Genomic DNA, 17,420 nt, shown 5'->3' with positions numbered 1-17,420 from the left:
TGTCCGCGCGGCGACGCCTGTTCGGATCGGACGACGGCTACCGCGGCTGAAGCCGTCGGTCACCGCCGGGTGGTCCCGGCGGACGGGATGCTCAGGGCGAGCAGGGCGGTGTCGTCGTCGACGCCGTCGCCGAAACTCGTGAGCAGGCCTTTCACCGCCTCCACCAGGGCGGTGGCGGTGGTCGGGGCGACGGTGTCCAGGAAGTCCAGCAGCTCTTCCTCGCTGTGGCGGACGCGGCCCCCGGTGCGGGCCTCGGTGAGCCCGTCGCTGTAGAGCAGCAGGGCGTCACCGGCGCGCAGGCGCACCTCGATGCCGGCGAAGTGGGCGTCGGGCAGCGCACCGACCAGCTGCCCGCCCGGGATGTGGAGGAACTCGGCGGTGCCGTCGGCCCGGAGCAACGCCGCCGGCGGGTGCCCGCCACTGGCCAGGGCGACGGTGCAGCCGTCGTCCTCGCGGGTCAACAGGCCGTAGACGACGGTGCAGAAGCGGGGGTCGATGCCCTGGTACTCGTGGTTGAGCACGGTGTTGAGGATGTGCAGCACCGCGACCGGGTCCGGGTTGGAGACGGCGGCGGCGCGCAGGGTGTAGCGGGTCAGCGAGGTCACCACGGCCGCGGCGGCGCCCTTGCCGGACACGTCGCCGAGGAAGAAACCCCAGGTGTCGTCGGCCAGGGGGAACAGGTCGTAGAAGTCCCCGCCGACCTCGTCGTTGGAGGCCGGGTGGTAGTAGGCGTCGACCTCCATGCCCGCGACGGTCGGCAGGATGGGCGGTACCAGGGTGCGTTGCAGGGTGCTCGCCAGCTTCTGCGCCCGGTCGCGCTCCAGGTCGGCCTGGTCGCGGGCACGCAGCAGTTCCCGCTCGTAGGCGCGCCGGTCACGGGCGTCGAAGACCGTGGTGCGGACCAGTTGGGCCGAGCCGTCGACGCCGGTCTTGACCACGGAGGTCATCAGCACCGGCAGCCGGGATCCGTCGGCCGCCCGCAGCTCCAGCGCGAGGCCGCCGATCCGGCCGTGCATGGACAGCGAGGGCGCGATGTGCGTCTCGTGGTAGATCCGGCCGCCCACGGTCAGCAGGTCGGAGAACCGCCGCCGGCCGACCAGCTCGTCGCGGCGGTACCCCAGCCAGTCCAGCAGCGTGGCGTTGACCTTGGCGATGGTGCCGTCCATCAACGTCGAGAGGTAGCCGCACGGGGCGTGCTCGTAGAGGTCCTCGGCACTGTCCTCCAGCAGCGCCGAGAACGCCGGGGTCGCGTCCGGCAGCCGGGCGTGGCCGTCGTCGTGGTCGGGGCCGTCGGTGGTGTCGTCACCGGCCTGGCACATCACCGCGACATCACCGCGCGTCCGCCGACGCGAAGGCGGTGATCGCCGCGGCGGTGGACGCGGGTGCGCTCAGCTGCGGGCAGTGCCCGATCGCGTCCAGCGTCACCAGTTCACTGCCGCGGATCTGCTCGTGCACGAACCGGCCGACCTCGGGCGGGGCGATCGCGTCCTGCCGGCACTGGATGATCAGCGTGGGCACGGACACGCCGGGCAGGTCGTCGCGGTTGTCGGACAGGAACGTCGCCTTGGCGAACACCCGGGCGATCGCCGGGTCGGTGCGGCAGAAGCTCTCGGTCAGCTCCGCCCCGAGTTCGGGCCGCTCCGGGTTGCCCATGATCACCGGCGCCATGGCGCCGGCCCAGCCCAGGTAGTTGCTGTCCAGCGAATCGAGCAGTTCGTCGATGTCGGACCGGCTGAACCCGCCCCGGTAGTCGCCGTCGTCGAGGTAGCAGGGCGACGGGGTCAGCAGCACCAGCTTCGCGAACCGGGAGGGGGCCCGGTTGGCGGCCAGGACGGCGATCATCGCCGACACCGAGTGGCCGACCAGCACCACGTCGCGCAGGTCCAGTTCGTCGCAGATGTCCAGGACGTCGGAGGCGTAGCCGTCGAGCGTGGCGTACCGCTGGGGCGACCAGGCCGACAGGTCCGACTCGCCCGCGCCGACGTGGTCGAACAACACCACCCGGAACTGCTCGGCCAGCACCGGGGCGACCAGCCGCCACAGGTTCTGGTCACAGCCGAAACCATGCGCGAGCAGCACCACCGGTCCGCTATCCCGCCCGGTCACCACCACGTTGTTCCTGCTGCGCACGTCCACTCGGCCCACCCTGCCACTCCGCGTCGCCATTCCCGGCCGAGCCAACCTTACCCGCGCCGTCGAAGCGGAGCGCTGGACCGGAAGCCGTGTGACGCGCGGAAAAGAACCGTGCCGGAGAAGCCGGTCGACGACCTTGCGGCCAAGCACCCCGAATGTCGGATTTCTTGCACTGATTCGGGTTGTGGTGTCCGCCCGTATCGACCGACCGCACACCATTGGTCACCTATGACTTCCGCTACCGACGGCGCTTCCGTCATGAAAGCGGGGTCCGCCGTCTGAACCGTGGCCGTCGGCGGCTGCCTGGGCAGTAGCGACAACGCCTGACACATCGCACCCTGCGGCTGCGGTACTAGCGTCGCTGTCGAAGGCGACGAGACCTCGGGAGCGTCATGAGCGAGCAGACAGGGGCGGCATCGGCCGCTGGGGGTGGTTCCAGCCGGCGAGAGACCCCGGAGCACGACGGGGCCGATCTGTGTTTCCTGCCCGCCGTGGAACTCGTCGCGATGATGGTCGGCCGGGAGGTCTCGGCCCGTGAGGTGCTCGACGCCCACCTCGAACAGATCTCCCGGGTCAACCCGGCGGTGAATGCGATCGTGACCCTGGCCGTCGACCACGCGAAGCGGCTGGCCGCCCGCGCGGACGACGCGATCGTGCGGGGCGAACGGCTCGGCCCGCTGCACGGTTTGCCCGTGGTGCACAAGGACCTGACCGAGACCAAGGGCATCCGCACGACCTACGGCTCGACCGTGCACGCCGACTTCGTGCCGGACTTCGACTCGCTGGTCGTGGAACGACTGGTGGGTGCGGGCGCGGTGACCCTCGGCAAGACCAACACGCCGGAATGGGGCACCGGCTCTCAGACGTTCAACCGCGTGTTCGGCCCCACGCTCAACCCCTACGACCTCACCAAGACCTGTGGCGGCAGCAGCGGCGGGGCCGCCGTCGCGCTGGCGACCGGGATGGCTGCCATCGCCGACGGCTCCGACCTGGGCGGGTCGCTGCGCAACCCCGCGAGCTTCTGCAACGTGGTCGGCCTGCGTCCCTCCGTCGGGCGCGTGCCGAACTGGCCCGCCGCGGCACCCATGTTCACCCTGGGCACGGCGGGCCCGATGGCGCGCACGGTGCCGGACGTGGCGCTGCTGATGCAGGTGCTCAGCCCTCCCGACCCCCGCCACCCGCTGTCGTCGGCGGTCCCCCCGGAGCAGTTCGCGCGGCCGCTGCGACGGGACTTCTCCGGCGTCGTCGTGGCGTGGACCGACGACCTGGGCGGCCTCCCGGTCGATCCGCGCGTCACCCGTGCCCTGGCCCCCGGCCCCGACCTGCTGGCCTCACTGGGCTGCGACGTCCGCCGCAGCCACCCCGACCTCTCCGCAGCCGACGACGCGTTCCTCATCTGGCGGGCCTGGTACTACGCGCTGACCCTGGGGGACACGCTGCGCGACCGGCCGGCGGACGTCGGCGAGAGCGCGGCGTGGAACACGCGCGTCGGTCTGGGGTTGACCGGCGCGGACCTCGCCCGTGGGGAACGGGCGCGCACCGAGCTGTACCACCGGATGCGCGAGTTCCTCACCGGGCACGAGTTCCTGGTGACCCTGGTCTGCCAGGTGCCGCCGTTCGACGTCCGCCTGCCCTACCCGCGTGAGATCGCCGGTGTGCCCACGGAGACCTACCTGGACTGGATGCGTGCCTGCTGGTGCATCTCGGCGACCGGACTGCCCGCCGCGTCGGTGCCGTTCGGCTTCACCGACGACGGCTTGCCGGTCGGCCTCCAGATCGTGGGCCGCCGCGGCGACGACTTCGGCGTGCTCCAGCTCGCACACGCCATCGAGCGGGCCACGCGGACCGGGCAACGGCGACCGGCGATCGTGACCCGGGCAATTCGCCGCCCCGGCTGTTGATCACCGTTTACCGGCGGGTTGCGCGGTGTCGATCGCCGCGACGATCGCCGCGTGGAACGCGCCGGCCTCCGCCACCCGGCCGCTGCCCGCGTGCCAGCCGAGGTCGATGGTGATCTCCGGCGGGAACCGGCCCAGTTCGGTGATCGCGATCGTCGTGCCGCGCAGGTCCGGGGGGATGGCGCTGACCGGGAGGATCGAGATCGTGCCGCCCTTGCGCAGCAGCGAGAGCATCACGTTGAGGTCGTCGACCACGCGGAACCGGGTGAGCTCGTAGTCGTCGATCAGTCGGGTGGTCACGTGCGCGTGGTGGGTCAGCACGGGGTTGTCGAACAGCAGGAAGTCGTGCGTGGACAGCGCCTCGCGGACGGCGGACTCCTGCTCGCCGTCCAGCACGAGGTCCGCGCGGTGCACCAGCACCATCCGGTCCCGCAGCAGTGGCCGCGCGCGGTGGGCGTCGCCGGTGCCCGTCGAGTAGAACACGGCGTAGTCGACGTGCCCCAGTCCGAGCAGGTCGATCAGGGTGGGCGCCGGCCTGCTGGTGATCCGGAAGCCGTGCGGCCCCGCCGCGGCGTGGAACGTGTCCACGACCGCGTCGGTCATCCGGCCGGTGAGCCACGAGTCCACCCCGACGACGAGCTGGTCCTCCTGGTCCCGCGCGACGGTCGCGAAGCTCAGCGGACCCTCCCGCCCCGGCTCGCCGAGCACTTCCGACGCGCTGGCCAGGTCCCGGACCAGTTGGGCGGCGTACGGCAGGAAGTACGCGCCCTGGCGGGTCAGCGTGACACCGCGCCACCCCCGCTCGAACAGGGGGAAGCCCAGCCCCTCCTCCAAGCGCCGCAGGCGCAGGCTCATCGTCGGCTGGGTGACGTACAGGCTGGCGGCGGCCTTGGAGACGGTGCGGTGCTTGGCCACAGCCAGGAACGACCGCACTCCCTCCAAATCCATGCCGTCCACCGTCTCACACCACTTCGTGTCGCGCCGCAGGTGCGGCCCGGCGTGACCTGCGCGGCGCGGTCTCCACGAAGAACACCGCCGTGACCACGGCGAGGAGCAACCCGCCCAGCGCCAGGTACAGCGAGTACTGGATGCCGTAGTGCTTCGAGAGGTAGCCCGCGACCACGGGTGCGACACCGCCGCCGAAGATCTCGCCGATGCCCATCACGGTCCCGATGGCGGTGGCGGTCAGCGCGGGCGGCACGGACTCCACCGTCAACGCGCCCACGATCAGCGCCAGGCACCCGTTCGCGCCGAACGCGACGAAGAACAGCAGCAGGAACAGCACGGGCATCACCGGGCCCTGCGCGGCGAACACGGCCAGCAGCGCGGCGCACAGCACCAGTGCGACCAGCACGGCGGGCCTGCGGCCGATCCGGTCGGACGCGCCGGGGATGACGAGCTGGCCGAAGAACGCGCCGAATCCGATGCCCGAGGCGATCATCCCCATCTGCACGGTGCTCAGGTGCAGGAAGTCGGTGAGGTAGCTGGGCACCATCGCGCTGAGCACGAAGATGCACGTCATCGTGCCGCACAGGGCGACGATGGCCAGCGGGATGTTGCGGTGCCGGAACAGGTGGCTCCACTTCGGCCGCTCGGCCGCGACCGGGGCGGGCGCGACGAGCACGTCCGGTTCCCTGATCACCCTGGCCAGCAGGACGGCCAGCAAGACGCCGGGCACGATCAGGAGCGCGAACACCCAGTGCCAGCTCGGCAGCACCTGGAGCAGCTGGGTGGCGAGGATCGGTCCGAGGCCGACCCCGAAGAGCGCGAACGTGCTCTGCTGGATGCCCATGTTCAGACCACGGCGCTTCGGATGGGACGCCTCCGCGGTCGCGGCGAATGCCGCCGGGCTGTACGCCCCCTCGGTCAGCCCGATGACCAACCGGATGGCGATCAGGCTGAACAGCCCGCTGGCCAGTCCGGTGAACGCCGTGCACAGCGAGAACAGCAGGATGCCCGGGACGAGCACCTTCCGGCGGCCGATACGGTCGGACAACCGGCCCATCAGCAGCGACGACACGCCCCAGGCCACGCCGAGCGCGCCGACGATGCCGCCGAGGTCCTGGTAGTCGAGGCCGAGCTCGTCGGCCATCGCGGGGAACAGCGGGGCGATGATCCACCGGTCGAGGCCGACCAGACCGAAGCCCAACGCGAGCAGGGTGACCGCGCTGCGCTCGTAACGGACGTCCTTGCTCATCCGCCCAGCTCCTCGGTGAGCGCGGACGCGGGCAGCACCCGGCCGAAGAATCCCCGGATGGAGCGGAGCGTCGCCTCCTGCGCGGAATCGGAAAGGGCGCCGGTCGCGTCCCCGATGAAGGCGACGCGGTAGTCGTGCATGTACGCGCTGCGGGCCGTCGACTCGCAGCACGCCTCGGTCAAGGTGCCGATGATGATCACCGTGTCGACCCGCCGCAGTCCCCGGATCGTGTTCAGCACGCTGTGCAGCGGGGTGTTGTGGAAGGCGTCGTACCGGTGTTTCCGGATGACCATCTCACCCGGCTCCGGCGCGAGTTCGTCGATGATTTCCGCACCGTGGCTGCCGTCGCGCATACCCGCCTCGCGCAGCCGGGGGATGTACGCGGTCTCCAGCGGCGACACGTCGAAGGTGTCGTAGAGGATGTGCTGCGTGTAGATCACGGGGACTCCCGCGCCCCGGCACGTGTCGATGACGTTCCGCATGACCGGCACCCGCTCGCGCGCCATCGGAACCGCCATCGGGAAACCCTCGCGCACGAAATCATTCTGCATGTCGATGACGAGGAGGGCGCAGGTCTCCGGATCGACAATCCAGGGAGGGGTCGTCATATCGGTCCTTCACGGCCGTCACGAAGAATTGTTTCGTGACGCTAACACGGCGAACTCCGGTGCTGATATTGAAATCGTCTATACCCGCCCTGGCCGGTGCGGTCCGCTCGGGGTGCGCCGAACCGTCGCCGGCGAGGACCCCGCAGGCCGTTGGTCCCTGGTCGGGTCAGGCCCTTCGGCCGCAGCGACGGCGTTGCTCCGAATGGCCTACTGGGGTGACTCGGGAACTCGACGAGAGGACGCGATGATGCTCTGGTACCACGTCTTGGTGGAGGTCGACTGGGTGGTGCTCATGGGTCTGGTCGGACTCCTGGTGGTCGGCACCGCCGTGCTGGTGGCCGTGTTGTCGTTGCGCAGGCCGGTCGGCGCGGCGATGAGCGCCTTGGACCGGCGCCTGGCGACCGGCGAGATACCGCTGGACGAGTACGAGCGGATGCGTGCTCTGCTCCGGGCCTCCTGAGGACGTCAGCCCGCTCGACGCACCCGCTGCGCCACGCCGTCACGGTCGGGTGTACGGCATCCATGGTGTAGCTCGAACGGGTGGCTTTAGCGCATACGTGCCCGGGAAACCACGCACGGTGGAACTCCTGGGCATCGATCCTGTGCGCACCGTTGGCGGTATCGCGAAAGGACTGGCCGGCCTTGCGCTCGCCCCGCTCGAACGCACCGGCCTCGTCGACGCCCTGCTGCGCCGCGACCGCCGGAACGTGTGGTCCTGTCCGGGGCGGCTGCACATAGAGGCGCACGGCCTGCGCGGGCCGCAGGGCAGGCAGGTCACCGACCGGGTGGAACGCGCGCTCCAAGAACACCCCGGCGTGCTCTGGGCGCGGGTGAACGCGCCCTCGTCACGGGTGATCGTCGCCGTCGCGGACCCCGCGCCGCCGACCGCCGAACTGGTGGACCTGGTGCGCCGGGCCGAGGACGAGCCCGCCACCGAGGACGAACGCCTGGTCGAGGACGAACTGCACCACCCCGCGGACGGGCTCAAGGGCACGCGGCTGATGACCACGCTCGCCGCCGACGCCGCGGGACTGGTGCTGGCCGCCATCACGAAGATCGCGCCTTGGGCACCGCTGCCCGGTGAGCTGGCCGCCCTCACTGCCGCCATCGACCTGCACCCCCGGCTGCGGGAGTTGGCCGCCGGCCGGTTGCAGGGCCGGGAACGGGCCGACTCCGCCACCTCCGTGCTCGGCGCCCTCGTGCACGGGCTGGCGTCCCACAGCGAGGGAACCCTGCTCGACATCGCCCAGCGCGTGCAGCAGTGGCGTGAGGTCAAGGCGCACGAGCAGACCTGGTGCGCCGCGGAATCCGGGTTGATCAGCGGACCGGACGACGCCGCGGCGGACCCGATCGTCGTCGAACGGCCGCGGCCGTTCCCCGAAGGCCCGGTCGAGCGGTACGCCCGGCGCGCGCTGGCCGCCGGGGCGGTCGCCGGGCTCGCCGCGGTGCCGTTCACCGGCCCGCGCCGGGCCGTGGCGCTGGGCGTCGCCAGTCTGCCCAAAGCGCCGTCGGTGTCCCGGTCGGCGTTCGCCGCGCAGTTGGGGCGGGTGCTGGCCCGGCGCGGGACGCTGGTGATGGAACGGTCCGTGCTGCGCCGGCTGGACGCGGTGGACGTGCTGGTGCTGGACGAGTCCGCGCTCGGCTCCGGCCGGTCGGTGCTCGGCGACCTCGTGCCGCTGCCGGACACCGACACCACCGAGCCGGCCGAGCGGGCGTTCGCGCTGTTCGACCCGCGCGACGCGGGGGCCGTGCGGCGGGACGGGGACTGGGCGATCGGCCCGGTGGACCGGCTCGGGGTGCGGGGCCGCACGGGCGTCCGGGAGCAGCGCCGGCTGATCGGTCGGGGCGCGTCGGCCGTGCTCGGGCTCGCCAAGGGCAGCCGGTTGCAGGCCGTGCTGGCCGTCGACGTCGAGACCACACCGGGTGTGGACGCGGTTGTAGTAGCCGCGCGCGACGCGGGCCTGCGAGTGGTCGTCGCCGGCTCCGGCGAGCGGTACCGGTTCGCCGACGAGGTGGTACCGGCCGGCAGCGGTCTGGTGGGCGCGGTGCGCGGGTTCCAGGCCGACGGGCACGTGGTGATGGTGGTGTCGGACAACCGGCGGGCGCTGGGTTCGGCGGACTGCGGCGTCGGGGTGCACCGGGACGGTGGTCCGCCGCCGTGGGGCGCGCACCTCATCGTGGGCGACGACCTGGCGGCGGTCGCGCTGCTGGTGGAGGCGGTGTCGGCGGCGCGGCGGGTGAACCGGGACGGGATCATGCTCGCGCAGGCCGCCAGCGGCATCGGTGCGGTGAGCACGTTGAGCACGCGGAACGGCCGGCCCGCCGAGGGCGCGTCGCGGGCCGTCAACGGAGCTTCGGCCATCGGGTTCGTGAACGGTGTCTGGCGGGCGGGCAGGCTGGGGCGCGGCAGCACCGCACCGGTCGCGCGGCACGCCGCGCAGCCGTGGCACCTCATGCCCGTCGACACCGTGCTGGAACAGCTGGGTTCCAGCCGGGACGGCCTGGACGACGGTGAGGCGCGCCGCCGGCAGCGCGGTGAGCGGCGGCAGGCGGTGGGCCCCAGCCTGGGCAGCGCCTTCCTGGCCGAACTGGCGAACCCGCTGACGCCGGTGCTCGCGGGCGGGGCGGCGGTCTCGGCAGCGGTGGGCTCCCCGGTCGACGCGGCGCTGGTCGCCGGCATCGTCGGGGTGTCCGCGCTGATCGGGAGCGTGCAGCAGGTGTTCACCGACCGCGCGCTGGCCGGTCTGCTCGCCCGGTCGGCGGTCCGCGCCACCGTGCTGCGCGACGGGACCGACCGCGAGGTGAACGCGGACGAGCTGGTGCCCGGCGACGTGGTGCGGCTGGCCGCGGGCGACGTGGTGCCGGCCGACTGCCGGCTGCTGACCGGCGACGGGCTGGAAGCCGACGAGTCCTCGGTCACCGGCGAGTCCCTGCCGGTGCCCAAGGACCCGGCCCCGGTGGTGGCCGCCGAGACCGCCGACCGGTCGTCGATGCTCTACGAGGGCACCACCATCGCGGTGGGGGAGGCGTTGGCCGTGGTGGTCGCCACCGGCGACGCCACCGAGGTGGGGCGGGCCATGGCGGCGGCGCGGCGCAGCACGCCGACCACGGGCGTGGAGACCCGGCTGGCCGAGCTGACCCGCGTGACGCTGCCGGTCGCGCTGGGTTCGGCGGTCGCGGTCACCGGGGCGGGGCTGCTGCGCGGCGTGCCGCTGCGGCAGAGCATGGGCGCGGCCGTGAACCTCGCCGTGGCGTCCGTGCCCGAGGGGTTGCCGTTCCTGGTCAACGCCGCGCAGCTGGCCGCGGCCCGGCGACTGGCCGAGCACGGCGCGCTGGTCCGCAACCCCCGCACGATCGAGGCGTTGGGCCGGGTCGACGTGCTGTGCTTCGACAAGACCGGCACCCTCACCGAGGGACGGCTGACCGTCAGCCGGGTCGACGACGGCCGGCGCGGCGCGGCACCGGGCTCGCTGGACGATCCGCTGCGCGCGGTGCTGGCCGCCGCCGTCCGGGCGACACCGGAGGCCGACGAGCCGTGCGACCTGGTCCACCAGACGGACCGGGCGGTGCTGGAAGGTGCCCGGCGGGTCCGGGTCCGCCCGACCACCGGGGCGCGCGGTTGGACACCGGTCGAGTCGCTGCCGTTCGAGCCGTCCCGCGGCTACCACGCCACCCTCGGCCGGCTGGGGAAGCGGCTGCTGCTGAGCGTGAAGGGCGCGCCGGAGGTGGTCCTGCCGCGCTGCGAGCTGGACGAGCGGAGCCGCAAGCGCCTGGAGGACCGGGTGCGCGGGCTGGCGGGCCGGGGGCACCGCGTGCTCGCCGTCGCCGAACGCGCCGGCTTCGAGGGCGACACGGTGGCCGCCGACGACGTGCGGGGCCTGACCCTGCTCGGGTTCGTCGCGCTGTCGGACCCGGTCCGGGACGGCGCGCCGCCCGCCGCGGCCAAGCTGCGCGAGGCGGGCGTGCGGATCGTCATGATCACCGGCGACCACCCGGCCACCGGCGAGGCGATCGCCGCCGAGGTCAACGGCACCCGGCCCGGCGAGGTCACGGTGGTCAGCGGCGCGCAGGTCGAGGCGCTGGACGACGCCGGGCTGGACGCGCTGCTGCCGACCGTCGACGTGATCGCCCGCTGCACCCCGGCGCAGAAGGTCCGGATCATCGAGGGCTACCAGCGGCTGGGCCGGGTGGTCGCGATGACCGGCGACGGCGCGAACGACGCGCCCGCCATCCGGCTGGCCGACGTCGGCATCGCGCTCGGCAGGCGCGGCACCCCGGCGGCCCGCGCCGCCGCCGACCTGGTGGTCACCGACGACCGGCTGGAGACGATCGTCTCCGCGCTGGTGGAGGGCCGGGCGATGTGGGCGTCGGTGCGGGAGGCGCTGGCGATCCTGCTGGGCGGGAACTTCGGCGAGATCGCGTTCAGCGTGCTCGGCTCGGCCGTCACCGGCCGGTCGCCGCTGACCGCCCGGCAGCTGCTCCTGGTGAACCTGCTGACGGACCTGGCGCCCGCCATGGCGATCGCGCTGAGCAGGCCGGACCGCGAGTCCGTGCCCGACCTGCTGCGGGAAGGTCCCAGCTCGTCCCTGGGCACGGCCCTGACCAAGGACATCACCGCCCGCGCGATCACCACCACCCTGGGCGCGACCGCCGCGTGGACCGCGGCGCGGCTCACCGGCCGGTCCCGGCGGGCGGGCACGGTGGCGCTGGCCGCCCTGGTCGGCACCCAGCTCGGGCAGACCCTGATCACCGGCGGGATGGACCGGTCCGTGCTGGCGGCGGGCATCGGATCGGCGGCCGCGCTCGGGGCGGTGATCCAGACCCCCGGCGTCAGCCACTTCTTCGGCTGCACGCCGCTGGGGCCGGTCGGCTGGGGCATCGCCCTGTCCAGCGCCACCGCCGCGAACCTGCTCGGCCTGGTGCTGACCCCGCTGATCGAACCCCGCACCTCGCTGACCGGACCGCGCGAACCCACCCCCGCCGAACTCGATCCCGCCCGCCCCGATCCCGCCCGCCCCGATCCCGGCCGCCCCGATCCCGGCCGCCCCGATCCCGCCCGCCCCGATCCCGTCGAGCCCGATCCCGTCGAAGCCGAGTCCGCCACCGCCGAACCCGGGTCCACCGAGCCCGACCCCGCCGAAGCCGGGTCCACCGAGCCCGACCCCGCCGGAGCCGGGTCCACCGAAGCCGACCCCGTCGACCCGGCCCCGCCGGCCGGAAGCCGGTGATCGGACGTCGCCGACCGGTCGCCGGGTCGGTGCCGGACGGATTTCGGCTACGGAGAGTGGCCGTTCCGAGGGGTGTCGCGGCGATGCGACCGTCCCCCTCCGGCCGTCCGGGCGGTGCCGATAGCCTGTGCCGAGTGCGCCTTTCCGCGGTCCGACGGCCTATCGCCCTGGTGCTCGCCTCCTGCACGCTGGCGGTCGCCGCCGTGCTCGGTGCCTCCACGGCACAAGCGCAGCCCGCACCGTGTGACAACCGGGTGTCACCACCCCCGCCGGTCGACACGTCCGAACAGGTCCCCCCGGGAGCCACGCCGCCCCCTCCGCTGCCAGTGCCCGAGAAGCCGGTCGGCGGCGACCGGCTCGGCGAGTGCGGCCCGGTGCTGCCCGCCGACGCGCCGAGACTCCCGGACGACATCACGGCGGCCGGTTGGCTGCTGGCCGACCTGGACTCGGGCGCGGTGCTGGCGGGGCACGACCCGCACGGCCGGCAGCGCCCGGCGTCGGTGATCAAGCTGCTGCTGGCGATGGCCGTGGTGAAGGAGTGGCCCCCGAACGCGACCGTCGTGGCGACCGCGGAGGACATCGCGCAGGAGTGCACGTGCGTCGGCTTGCGCGAAGGCGGCGAGTACACCGTCGAGCAACTGCTCGAGGTGTTGATGATGGTCTCCGGCAACGACGTCGCCCACGCGCTGGCCCGGAAGCTCGGCGGTGTGCCCGCCGCGCTGGCCAAGATGAACGCGCTGGCCGCCGACTCCGGCGCGCTGGACACCCGCGCGGCGTCGCCGTCCGGGCTGGACGCGCCCGGCATGAGCACCTCGCCCTACGACATGGCGCTGATCCTCCGCGCCGCGCTGAAGCACCCGCGGATCGCGCGGGCCGTGGCCACGCGGACGGTGGACTTCCCGGCCGCCGACGGGAACGGCACCGTGGCGCTGGCCAACGACAACAGGCTCCTCACCGACTACGAGGGCACGCTCGGCGGCAAGACCGGCTTCACCGACGACGCCCAGCACACCTTCGTCGGGGCGGCGCAACGCGGCGGGCGGCGGCTCGCCGTGGTGCTCCTGCGCGGCTCGCAGCAGCCCATCCGGCTGTCGGCGCAAGCCGCGCTCCTGCTGGACTACGGCTTCGCGTTGCCCTCGGGACAGCCGGTCGGACACCTGGTGGACGGCGCACCCCGGGCGAAGGCCGTGTCGTCCGACCCGACACCCACCGGCACGTCCGTCGGGCAGCCCCTCGGTGCCGCACCGCCCGACGCGGCGGGGTCGCAGGACCTCCGTGATCCCGACGCGACCGCGTTCGGCACCGTGGGCGGCCCCATCACGGCCGTGACCTTCACCGGTCTGGCGCTGACCCTGGCGGTGTACTGGCGCAAGCGGCGGGCGAGAACGGCCCGGCCCGAGCACGAGCGGGGCTGAGCCGTCCCGGCCGGACCGCCGACTGCGATGCGTCGGACGGGTTCGGTCGCGGAGCCACGGGGCGGGGTCGTCACGCCGTAGAATCCGCGGGCAGTCGACCGTTCAGGTCCGGTGACCACGGGGGAGTGGGATGTCCGGCAGATTCGCCCCGCTCACCGCCGACGACCCGGGTGAGGTCGGCGGGTACGTCCTGCGGGCGCGGCTGGGTGTGGGCGGGATGGGGCGGGTCTACCTCGCGTTCAGCCCCGGTGGCCGGGCCTTGGCGGTCAAAGTCGTCCGGTCCGAGCACGCCGAGGACGAGGAGTTCCGGCGGCGCTTCGAGCAGGAAGTGGCCGCGGCCCGGCGAGTGCAGGGCATGTGCACCGTGCCGGTGGTGGACGCCGACCCCGGTGCCGCGCTCCCTTGGCTGGCCACCGCCTACGTGCCCGGACCGTCGTTGCGGCAGGCCGTGTCCGAGCACGGCCCGCTCCCGCCGGCCACGGTCCTCCGGCTGGTGGCAGGCGTCGCCGAAGGGCTGGCGGCGGTGCACGCCTGCGGCATCGTGCACCGCGACCTGACCCCGGCCAACGTGCTGCTCGCCGAGGACGGGCCGCGCGTCATCGACTTCGGCATCGCCCACGCCGCGGCGGCCACGTCGCTGACCCGGACCGGGACCAGCGTGGGCACGCCCGCGTTCATGGCGCCGGAGCAGGTGCGGGGACGTCCGGTCACGCCCGCCGTGGACGTGTTCGCGCTCGGCCACCTGGCGGTCTACGCGGCGGTGGGTCGCCCGGCGTTCGGCGAGGGCAACCGGGAAGCCATGTTCTTCCGGATCCTCGGCGAACCGCCGGACGTCGACGACTGCCCCGAGGAGATCCGGGGCATCGCGATCCGTTGCCTGGCCAAGGAACCCGGCGACCGTCCGTCGTTGACCGAGGTCCTGGCGCACGTCGCGGAGCAGGCCCACGGGCCCTCGCTGCCGGGTCGGTGGCTGCCGGAGCCGCTCGCCGCGTCCCTGGACGCCTACCACCCGTCCGCCTACCGCCCGACCGCAGTCAACCGCCCCACCGCAATCGGCCACGCCACCGCGATCGACCACCCCACCGCGGTCGATCGCACCGCCACGTCCGATCGCACCGCCACGACCAGGATCCGGCCCAGCCACCCGTCCCGGACGCCACCGGTCCGGAACACCCGACGCGGCGGGTCGGGCGGCGCGATGGTCGCGGGGGTCGCGATCCTCCTCGCCGCGCTGGTGGCCGTCGTCATCGGACCTCGGAAGGTCCTGGACGCGGCGACCGGGTTCTTCTCCGAGCCGACCTCCACCGCCTCCCCGGCCACGTCGACGTCGACCGAAGCACCGACCCGGCCGCAGCCGGACACGTTGGCCGCCGGCTGTGCCGAGGCCATCGAGGGCATCACCGCGTTCAACGAGCTGCCGGACAACGCGGACTGGACCGCCGGCGTGGCGGGTGTGCAGCACCTGGCGACCGCCCTCGCCGCCGCCACCAGGGCCGCCACCAACCCCGAGGTGCGTTCGGCCCTGGAGACGCTGGCGACCGACCTCACCACCGCGCTCGGCCACGGCCTGACGGGCGACGGTGAGGGGTTCCTCGCCATGAGCGACAAGATCGCCACCGACGGCGAAGCGCTCGTCAACGCGTGCAAGGGGATCCGCTAGCGGATAGCGGACGGAGTGCCGTCCGGGGCGGGCGCACCGGTACGTTCCCGAGGTACAGGTCCGACATGCCTGCGGCCGGGGGAGGAAACGTGACGGACGAGGAGCTGATCGTCGAGTTCGCGCTGACCCGCCTGGACAACCCCGATCTCGACCTGGAGGAAGTGGCCGCGCTCGTGGTCCGGCGGGTCGGCGCGGACCGCATGGTGGAGTTCGCCTCCCGGAACCTCGCCGCCCGCGGCGAGTTGCGCGGCGCGGTGTTCCCGGCCGCCGTCGAACACGTGCTGCGGGTGGTCCTGACCATGCGAGGCCCGGCCGACTAGCCGGCCCGGGGGTACGCACCCCGACGCGGCCCTTGTGCCGGAGTGCGCTCCAGCTCCTACGCTGGGCGGGTGCGCCTGGGTATCCACGTCATCGAGTTCACCGTCCCCGCCGGTCCGGCCGGCATCGCCCCCGAGTTGGCCGCGGTCGCCAAGGCGGCGGACGCCGCCGGTGTCGCCCGGTTGTCGGTGATGGACCACTTCTTCCAGATGGACGGGTTCCAGCCGGCGACGGACCCCATGCTGGAGGGCTACACGACGCTCGGCTTCCTCGCCGCCCACACCTCCTCCGTCCAGCTGGGTCTGCTGGTCACCGGCGTCACCTACCGCCACCCCGGTCTGCTCGCCAAGATCGTGTCCACGGTGGACGTGCTGTCCGGCGGTCGGGCGGAGCTCGGCATCGGCGCCGCCTGGTACGAGCGCGAGCACCTCGGGCTCGGCGTGCCGTTCCCGCCGCTCGCGGAGCGGTTCGAGCGGCTGGAGGAGGCGTTGCGGATCTGCGCGCAGATGTGGGATCCGGCGGACAACGGACCGTTCGAGGGCAAGCACTACCGGCTCGCGGAGACCCTCTGCTCGCCGCAGCCGATCCGCAGGCCGCCGATCCTCATCGGCGGCGGCGGCGAGAAGAAGACGCTGCGCATGGTCGCCCAGTACGCCGACGCGTGCAACCTGTTCGGCGGCGACAAGGACCTGGTGCGGCACAAGCTCGACGTGCTGCGCGGGCACTGCGACGCGCTGGGGCGCGACTTCGCCACCATCGACAAGACCCTCACCTACCGGCCGTCGCCCACGGCCGACGGCCTGGACGACTTCGTGCGGGACGTGGCCGACTACGCCGGACTGGGCATCGACACGGTCATCGTCGTGCCGCCGGGCGACGCTCCCGCCGCCTGGGTGGAACAGGTCGCCGCACCACTCGTGCCGCGGCTCGAAGACCTGTGACCCGACCGCGGGACCGACCCCGAGCGGCGCCCGTCCGGCGCGGCCGCGAAAGCTACCGTCGGACGGGACGTCACGGGTCCGCCGGTAGCGGTGACGTGGTCATCGGCGCAGGCGCGTGACCAGGCCCGCGGTGGCGACCGCGGCGTAGTGCACGAGGGCGCCGGGCAGGCCGAGGGCGTCCAAGGCCATCTCCGTCGCGTCGTCCAGGCCCAACCGTGTCCACCACGTCCCGGCCCGGTGTGCCCGACCCGGCGTTCGCGCAGCGAAACACTCCCGCCTGGCCAACAGGACGGTGCGCACGAGCAGGCAGGCGAGTCCGAAGTGGATGATCAGCAGCTGCCAGCACAGCTCCACGCACAGGTCCCGCCGACGCCGGACCCACACCTCGTACGCGCGCAGCACCAGAGCCACGGCGGCGGCAGCGACACACTGGCGGTGAAGCGTCATGATCAGGACGATCGCGCGAACCGGAAGCGGTCCAGTAGGTCACCTGACGCACAACGGCGAATCTCACCCGAATACCACGACGCGCTCGAGGATCCACGGTATCGGGCGCACGACCGGCGTGCCCGGGGCCACTTCGGTCACGAAGCGGCGGAGGCGGGTGGTTGCCGGGGGATCTCCAGGTGCAGGGCCGCCAGTCGGGACTCCGCCAGGCGCAGCTCACCGTGCAGGCCGTTGCGGGCCAACCAGTAGTCGGCCAGGGCGGAGACGAGTTCGGCGGGATCGCTCACGACGGACCAACCACCGTTGCACACCAGGCAGTAGTGCTGTCGCCGACGAGGGCCGGGTGACCAGCCGTTCAGGACCATCCCCGGTCGCAGTCGGGTCGCGCAGTGCGGGCAGCGCGGCCGGTCCTGGTCGTCCTGGAAGATCGTGCGCGGTCCGGTCAGCGCGGCGCCGACGACCTCGCGGGTACCGTTCCGGCGGGCGCGTTCCTGCATCAGGCTGTAGTCGCTTCCGGCCCTCATGAGGTGAGTGTGCGCCAAACGGACGCATGATTCCAAGCGAGTGTGACTGGT

At 73.1% G+C, this 17,420-nt stretch carries 14 protein-coding genes; 7 read left to right on the top strand and 7 right to left on the bottom strand.

Features of this window, described 5'->3' with window-relative positions; genetic code table 11:
• Nucleotides 1–59: 59 nt before the first annotated feature.
• Nucleotides 60–1,319, bottom strand: coding sequence for a PP2C family protein-serine/threonine phosphatase (locus tag FHS29_RS23540; RefSeq protein ID WP_184693898.1), 1,260 nt, complete (start codon nucleotides 1,317–1,319; stop codon nucleotides 60–62).
• Nucleotides 1,320–1,329: 10 nt separating this feature from the next.
• A complete protein-coding gene (locus FHS29_RS23535; RefSeq protein WP_312865065.1) occupies nucleotides 1,330–2,136 on the bottom strand; it encodes an alpha/beta fold hydrolase in 807 nt (268 codons plus the stop codon).
• A gap of 470 nt (nucleotides 2,137–2,606) precedes the next feature.
• On the opposite strand from FHS29_RS23535, the gene FHS29_RS23530 reads away from it, so the two are divergent.
• Nucleotides 2,607–4,034: an amidase gene (locus tag FHS29_RS23530; RefSeq protein WP_281391702.1), complete on the top strand. Its 1,428-nt coding sequence runs from the start codon at nucleotides 2,607–2,609 to the stop codon at nucleotides 4,032–4,034.
• On the opposite strand, the gene FHS29_RS23525 is transcribed toward FHS29_RS23530, so the two are convergent.
• Genes FHS29_RS23525 through FHS29_RS23515 form a run of 3 tightly spaced genes read right to left on the bottom strand, consistent with a single transcriptional unit; the run spans nucleotide 4,035 to nucleotide 6,836 of the window.
• Nucleotides 4,035–4,979, bottom strand: a complete 945-nt coding sequence (locus FHS29_RS23525) for a LysR family transcriptional regulator (RefSeq protein ID WP_184693892.1) — start codon at nucleotides 4,977–4,979, stop codon at nucleotides 4,035–4,037.
• 13 nt (nucleotides 4,980–4,992) lie between these two features.
• A complete protein-coding gene (locus FHS29_RS23520; protein WP_184693890.1) occupies nucleotides 4,993–6,228 on the bottom strand; it encodes an MFS transporter in 1,236 nt (411 codons plus the stop codon).
• Nucleotides 6,225–6,836, bottom strand: coding sequence for an isochorismatase family protein (locus FHS29_RS23515; RefSeq protein ID WP_184693889.1), 612 nt, complete (start codon nucleotides 6,834–6,836; stop codon nucleotides 6,225–6,227). Before FHS29_RS23515 ends, FHS29_RS23520 begins: the two co-directional genes overlap by 4 nt.
• 247 nt (nucleotides 6,837–7,083) lie before the next feature.
• Here FHS29_RS23515 and FHS29_RS23510 point away from each other — a divergent pair, with 247 nt between their 5' ends.
• The 6 genes from FHS29_RS23510 to FHS29_RS23485 all read left to right on the top strand — a co-directional run bounded on the left by FHS29_RS23510 (nucleotide 7,084) and on the right by FHS29_RS23485 (nucleotide 16,398).
• Complete coding sequence (locus FHS29_RS23510; protein WP_184693887.1) at nucleotides 7,084–7,296, top strand: SHOCT domain-containing protein; 213 nt, start codon at nucleotides 7,084–7,086, stop codon at nucleotides 7,294–7,296.
• 142 nt (nucleotides 7,297–7,438) lie between these two features.
• A complete protein-coding gene (locus FHS29_RS23505; protein ID WP_312865063.1) occupies nucleotides 7,439–12,064 on the top strand; it encodes an HAD-IC family P-type ATPase in 4,626 nt (1,541 codons plus the stop codon).
• A 134-nt stretch (nucleotides 12,065–12,198) separates the two neighbouring features.
• Nucleotides 12,199–13,479 carry a D-alanyl-D-alanine carboxypeptidase family protein gene (locus FHS29_RS23500; RefSeq protein ID WP_312865062.1) on the top strand — a complete coding sequence of 427 codons (1,281 nt, stop codon included), beginning with the start codon at nucleotides 12,199–12,201 and terminating at the stop codon, nucleotides 13,477–13,479.
• A 130-nt stretch (nucleotides 13,480–13,609) separates the two neighbouring features.
• The gene (locus FHS29_RS23495; protein WP_184693883.1) at nucleotides 13,610–15,139 is read left to right on the top strand and encodes a serine/threonine-protein kinase; all 1,530 of its coding nucleotides are present in this window, start codon (nucleotides 13,610–13,612) and stop codon (nucleotides 15,137–15,139) included.
• Nucleotides 15,140–15,228: 89 nt separating this feature from the next.
• Nucleotides 15,229–15,459, top strand: a complete 231-nt coding sequence (locus FHS29_RS23490) for a hypothetical protein (RefSeq protein WP_184693878.1) — start codon at nucleotides 15,229–15,231, stop codon at nucleotides 15,457–15,459.
• 69 nt (nucleotides 15,460–15,528) lie between these two features.
• On the top strand, nucleotides 15,529–16,398 hold the full coding sequence (locus FHS29_RS23485) for an LLM class F420-dependent oxidoreductase (protein WP_184693864.1): 870 nt from the start codon (nucleotides 15,529–15,531) through the stop codon (nucleotides 16,396–16,398).
• 99 nt (nucleotides 16,399–16,497) lie between these two features.
• On the opposite strand, the gene FHS29_RS23480 is transcribed toward FHS29_RS23485, so the two are convergent.
• Both FHS29_RS23480 and FHS29_RS23475 read right to left on the bottom strand, forming a co-directional pair.
• Nucleotides 16,498–16,845 (bottom strand): hypothetical protein, encoded by a 348-nt coding sequence (locus FHS29_RS23480; RefSeq protein ID WP_184693862.1) that lies wholly within the window; start codon nucleotides 16,843–16,845, stop codon nucleotides 16,498–16,500.
• 137 nt (nucleotides 16,846–16,982) lie between these two features.
• On the bottom strand, nucleotides 16,983–17,369 hold the full coding sequence (locus FHS29_RS23475; RefSeq protein ID WP_184693860.1) for a hypothetical protein: 387 nt from the start codon (nucleotides 17,367–17,369) through the stop codon (nucleotides 16,983–16,985).
• Nucleotides 17,370–17,420 lie beyond the last annotated feature (51 nt).

Source organism: Saccharothrix tamanrassetensis, assembly GCF_014203665.1.
In the GTDB taxonomy this organism is placed as follows: domain Bacteria; phylum Actinomycetota; class Actinomycetes; order Mycobacteriales; family Pseudonocardiaceae; genus Actinosynnema; species Actinosynnema tamanrassetense.
The sequence above is the reverse complement of the archived record's forward strand: the minus strand, read 5'-3'. Positions and strand labels throughout refer to the sequence as shown.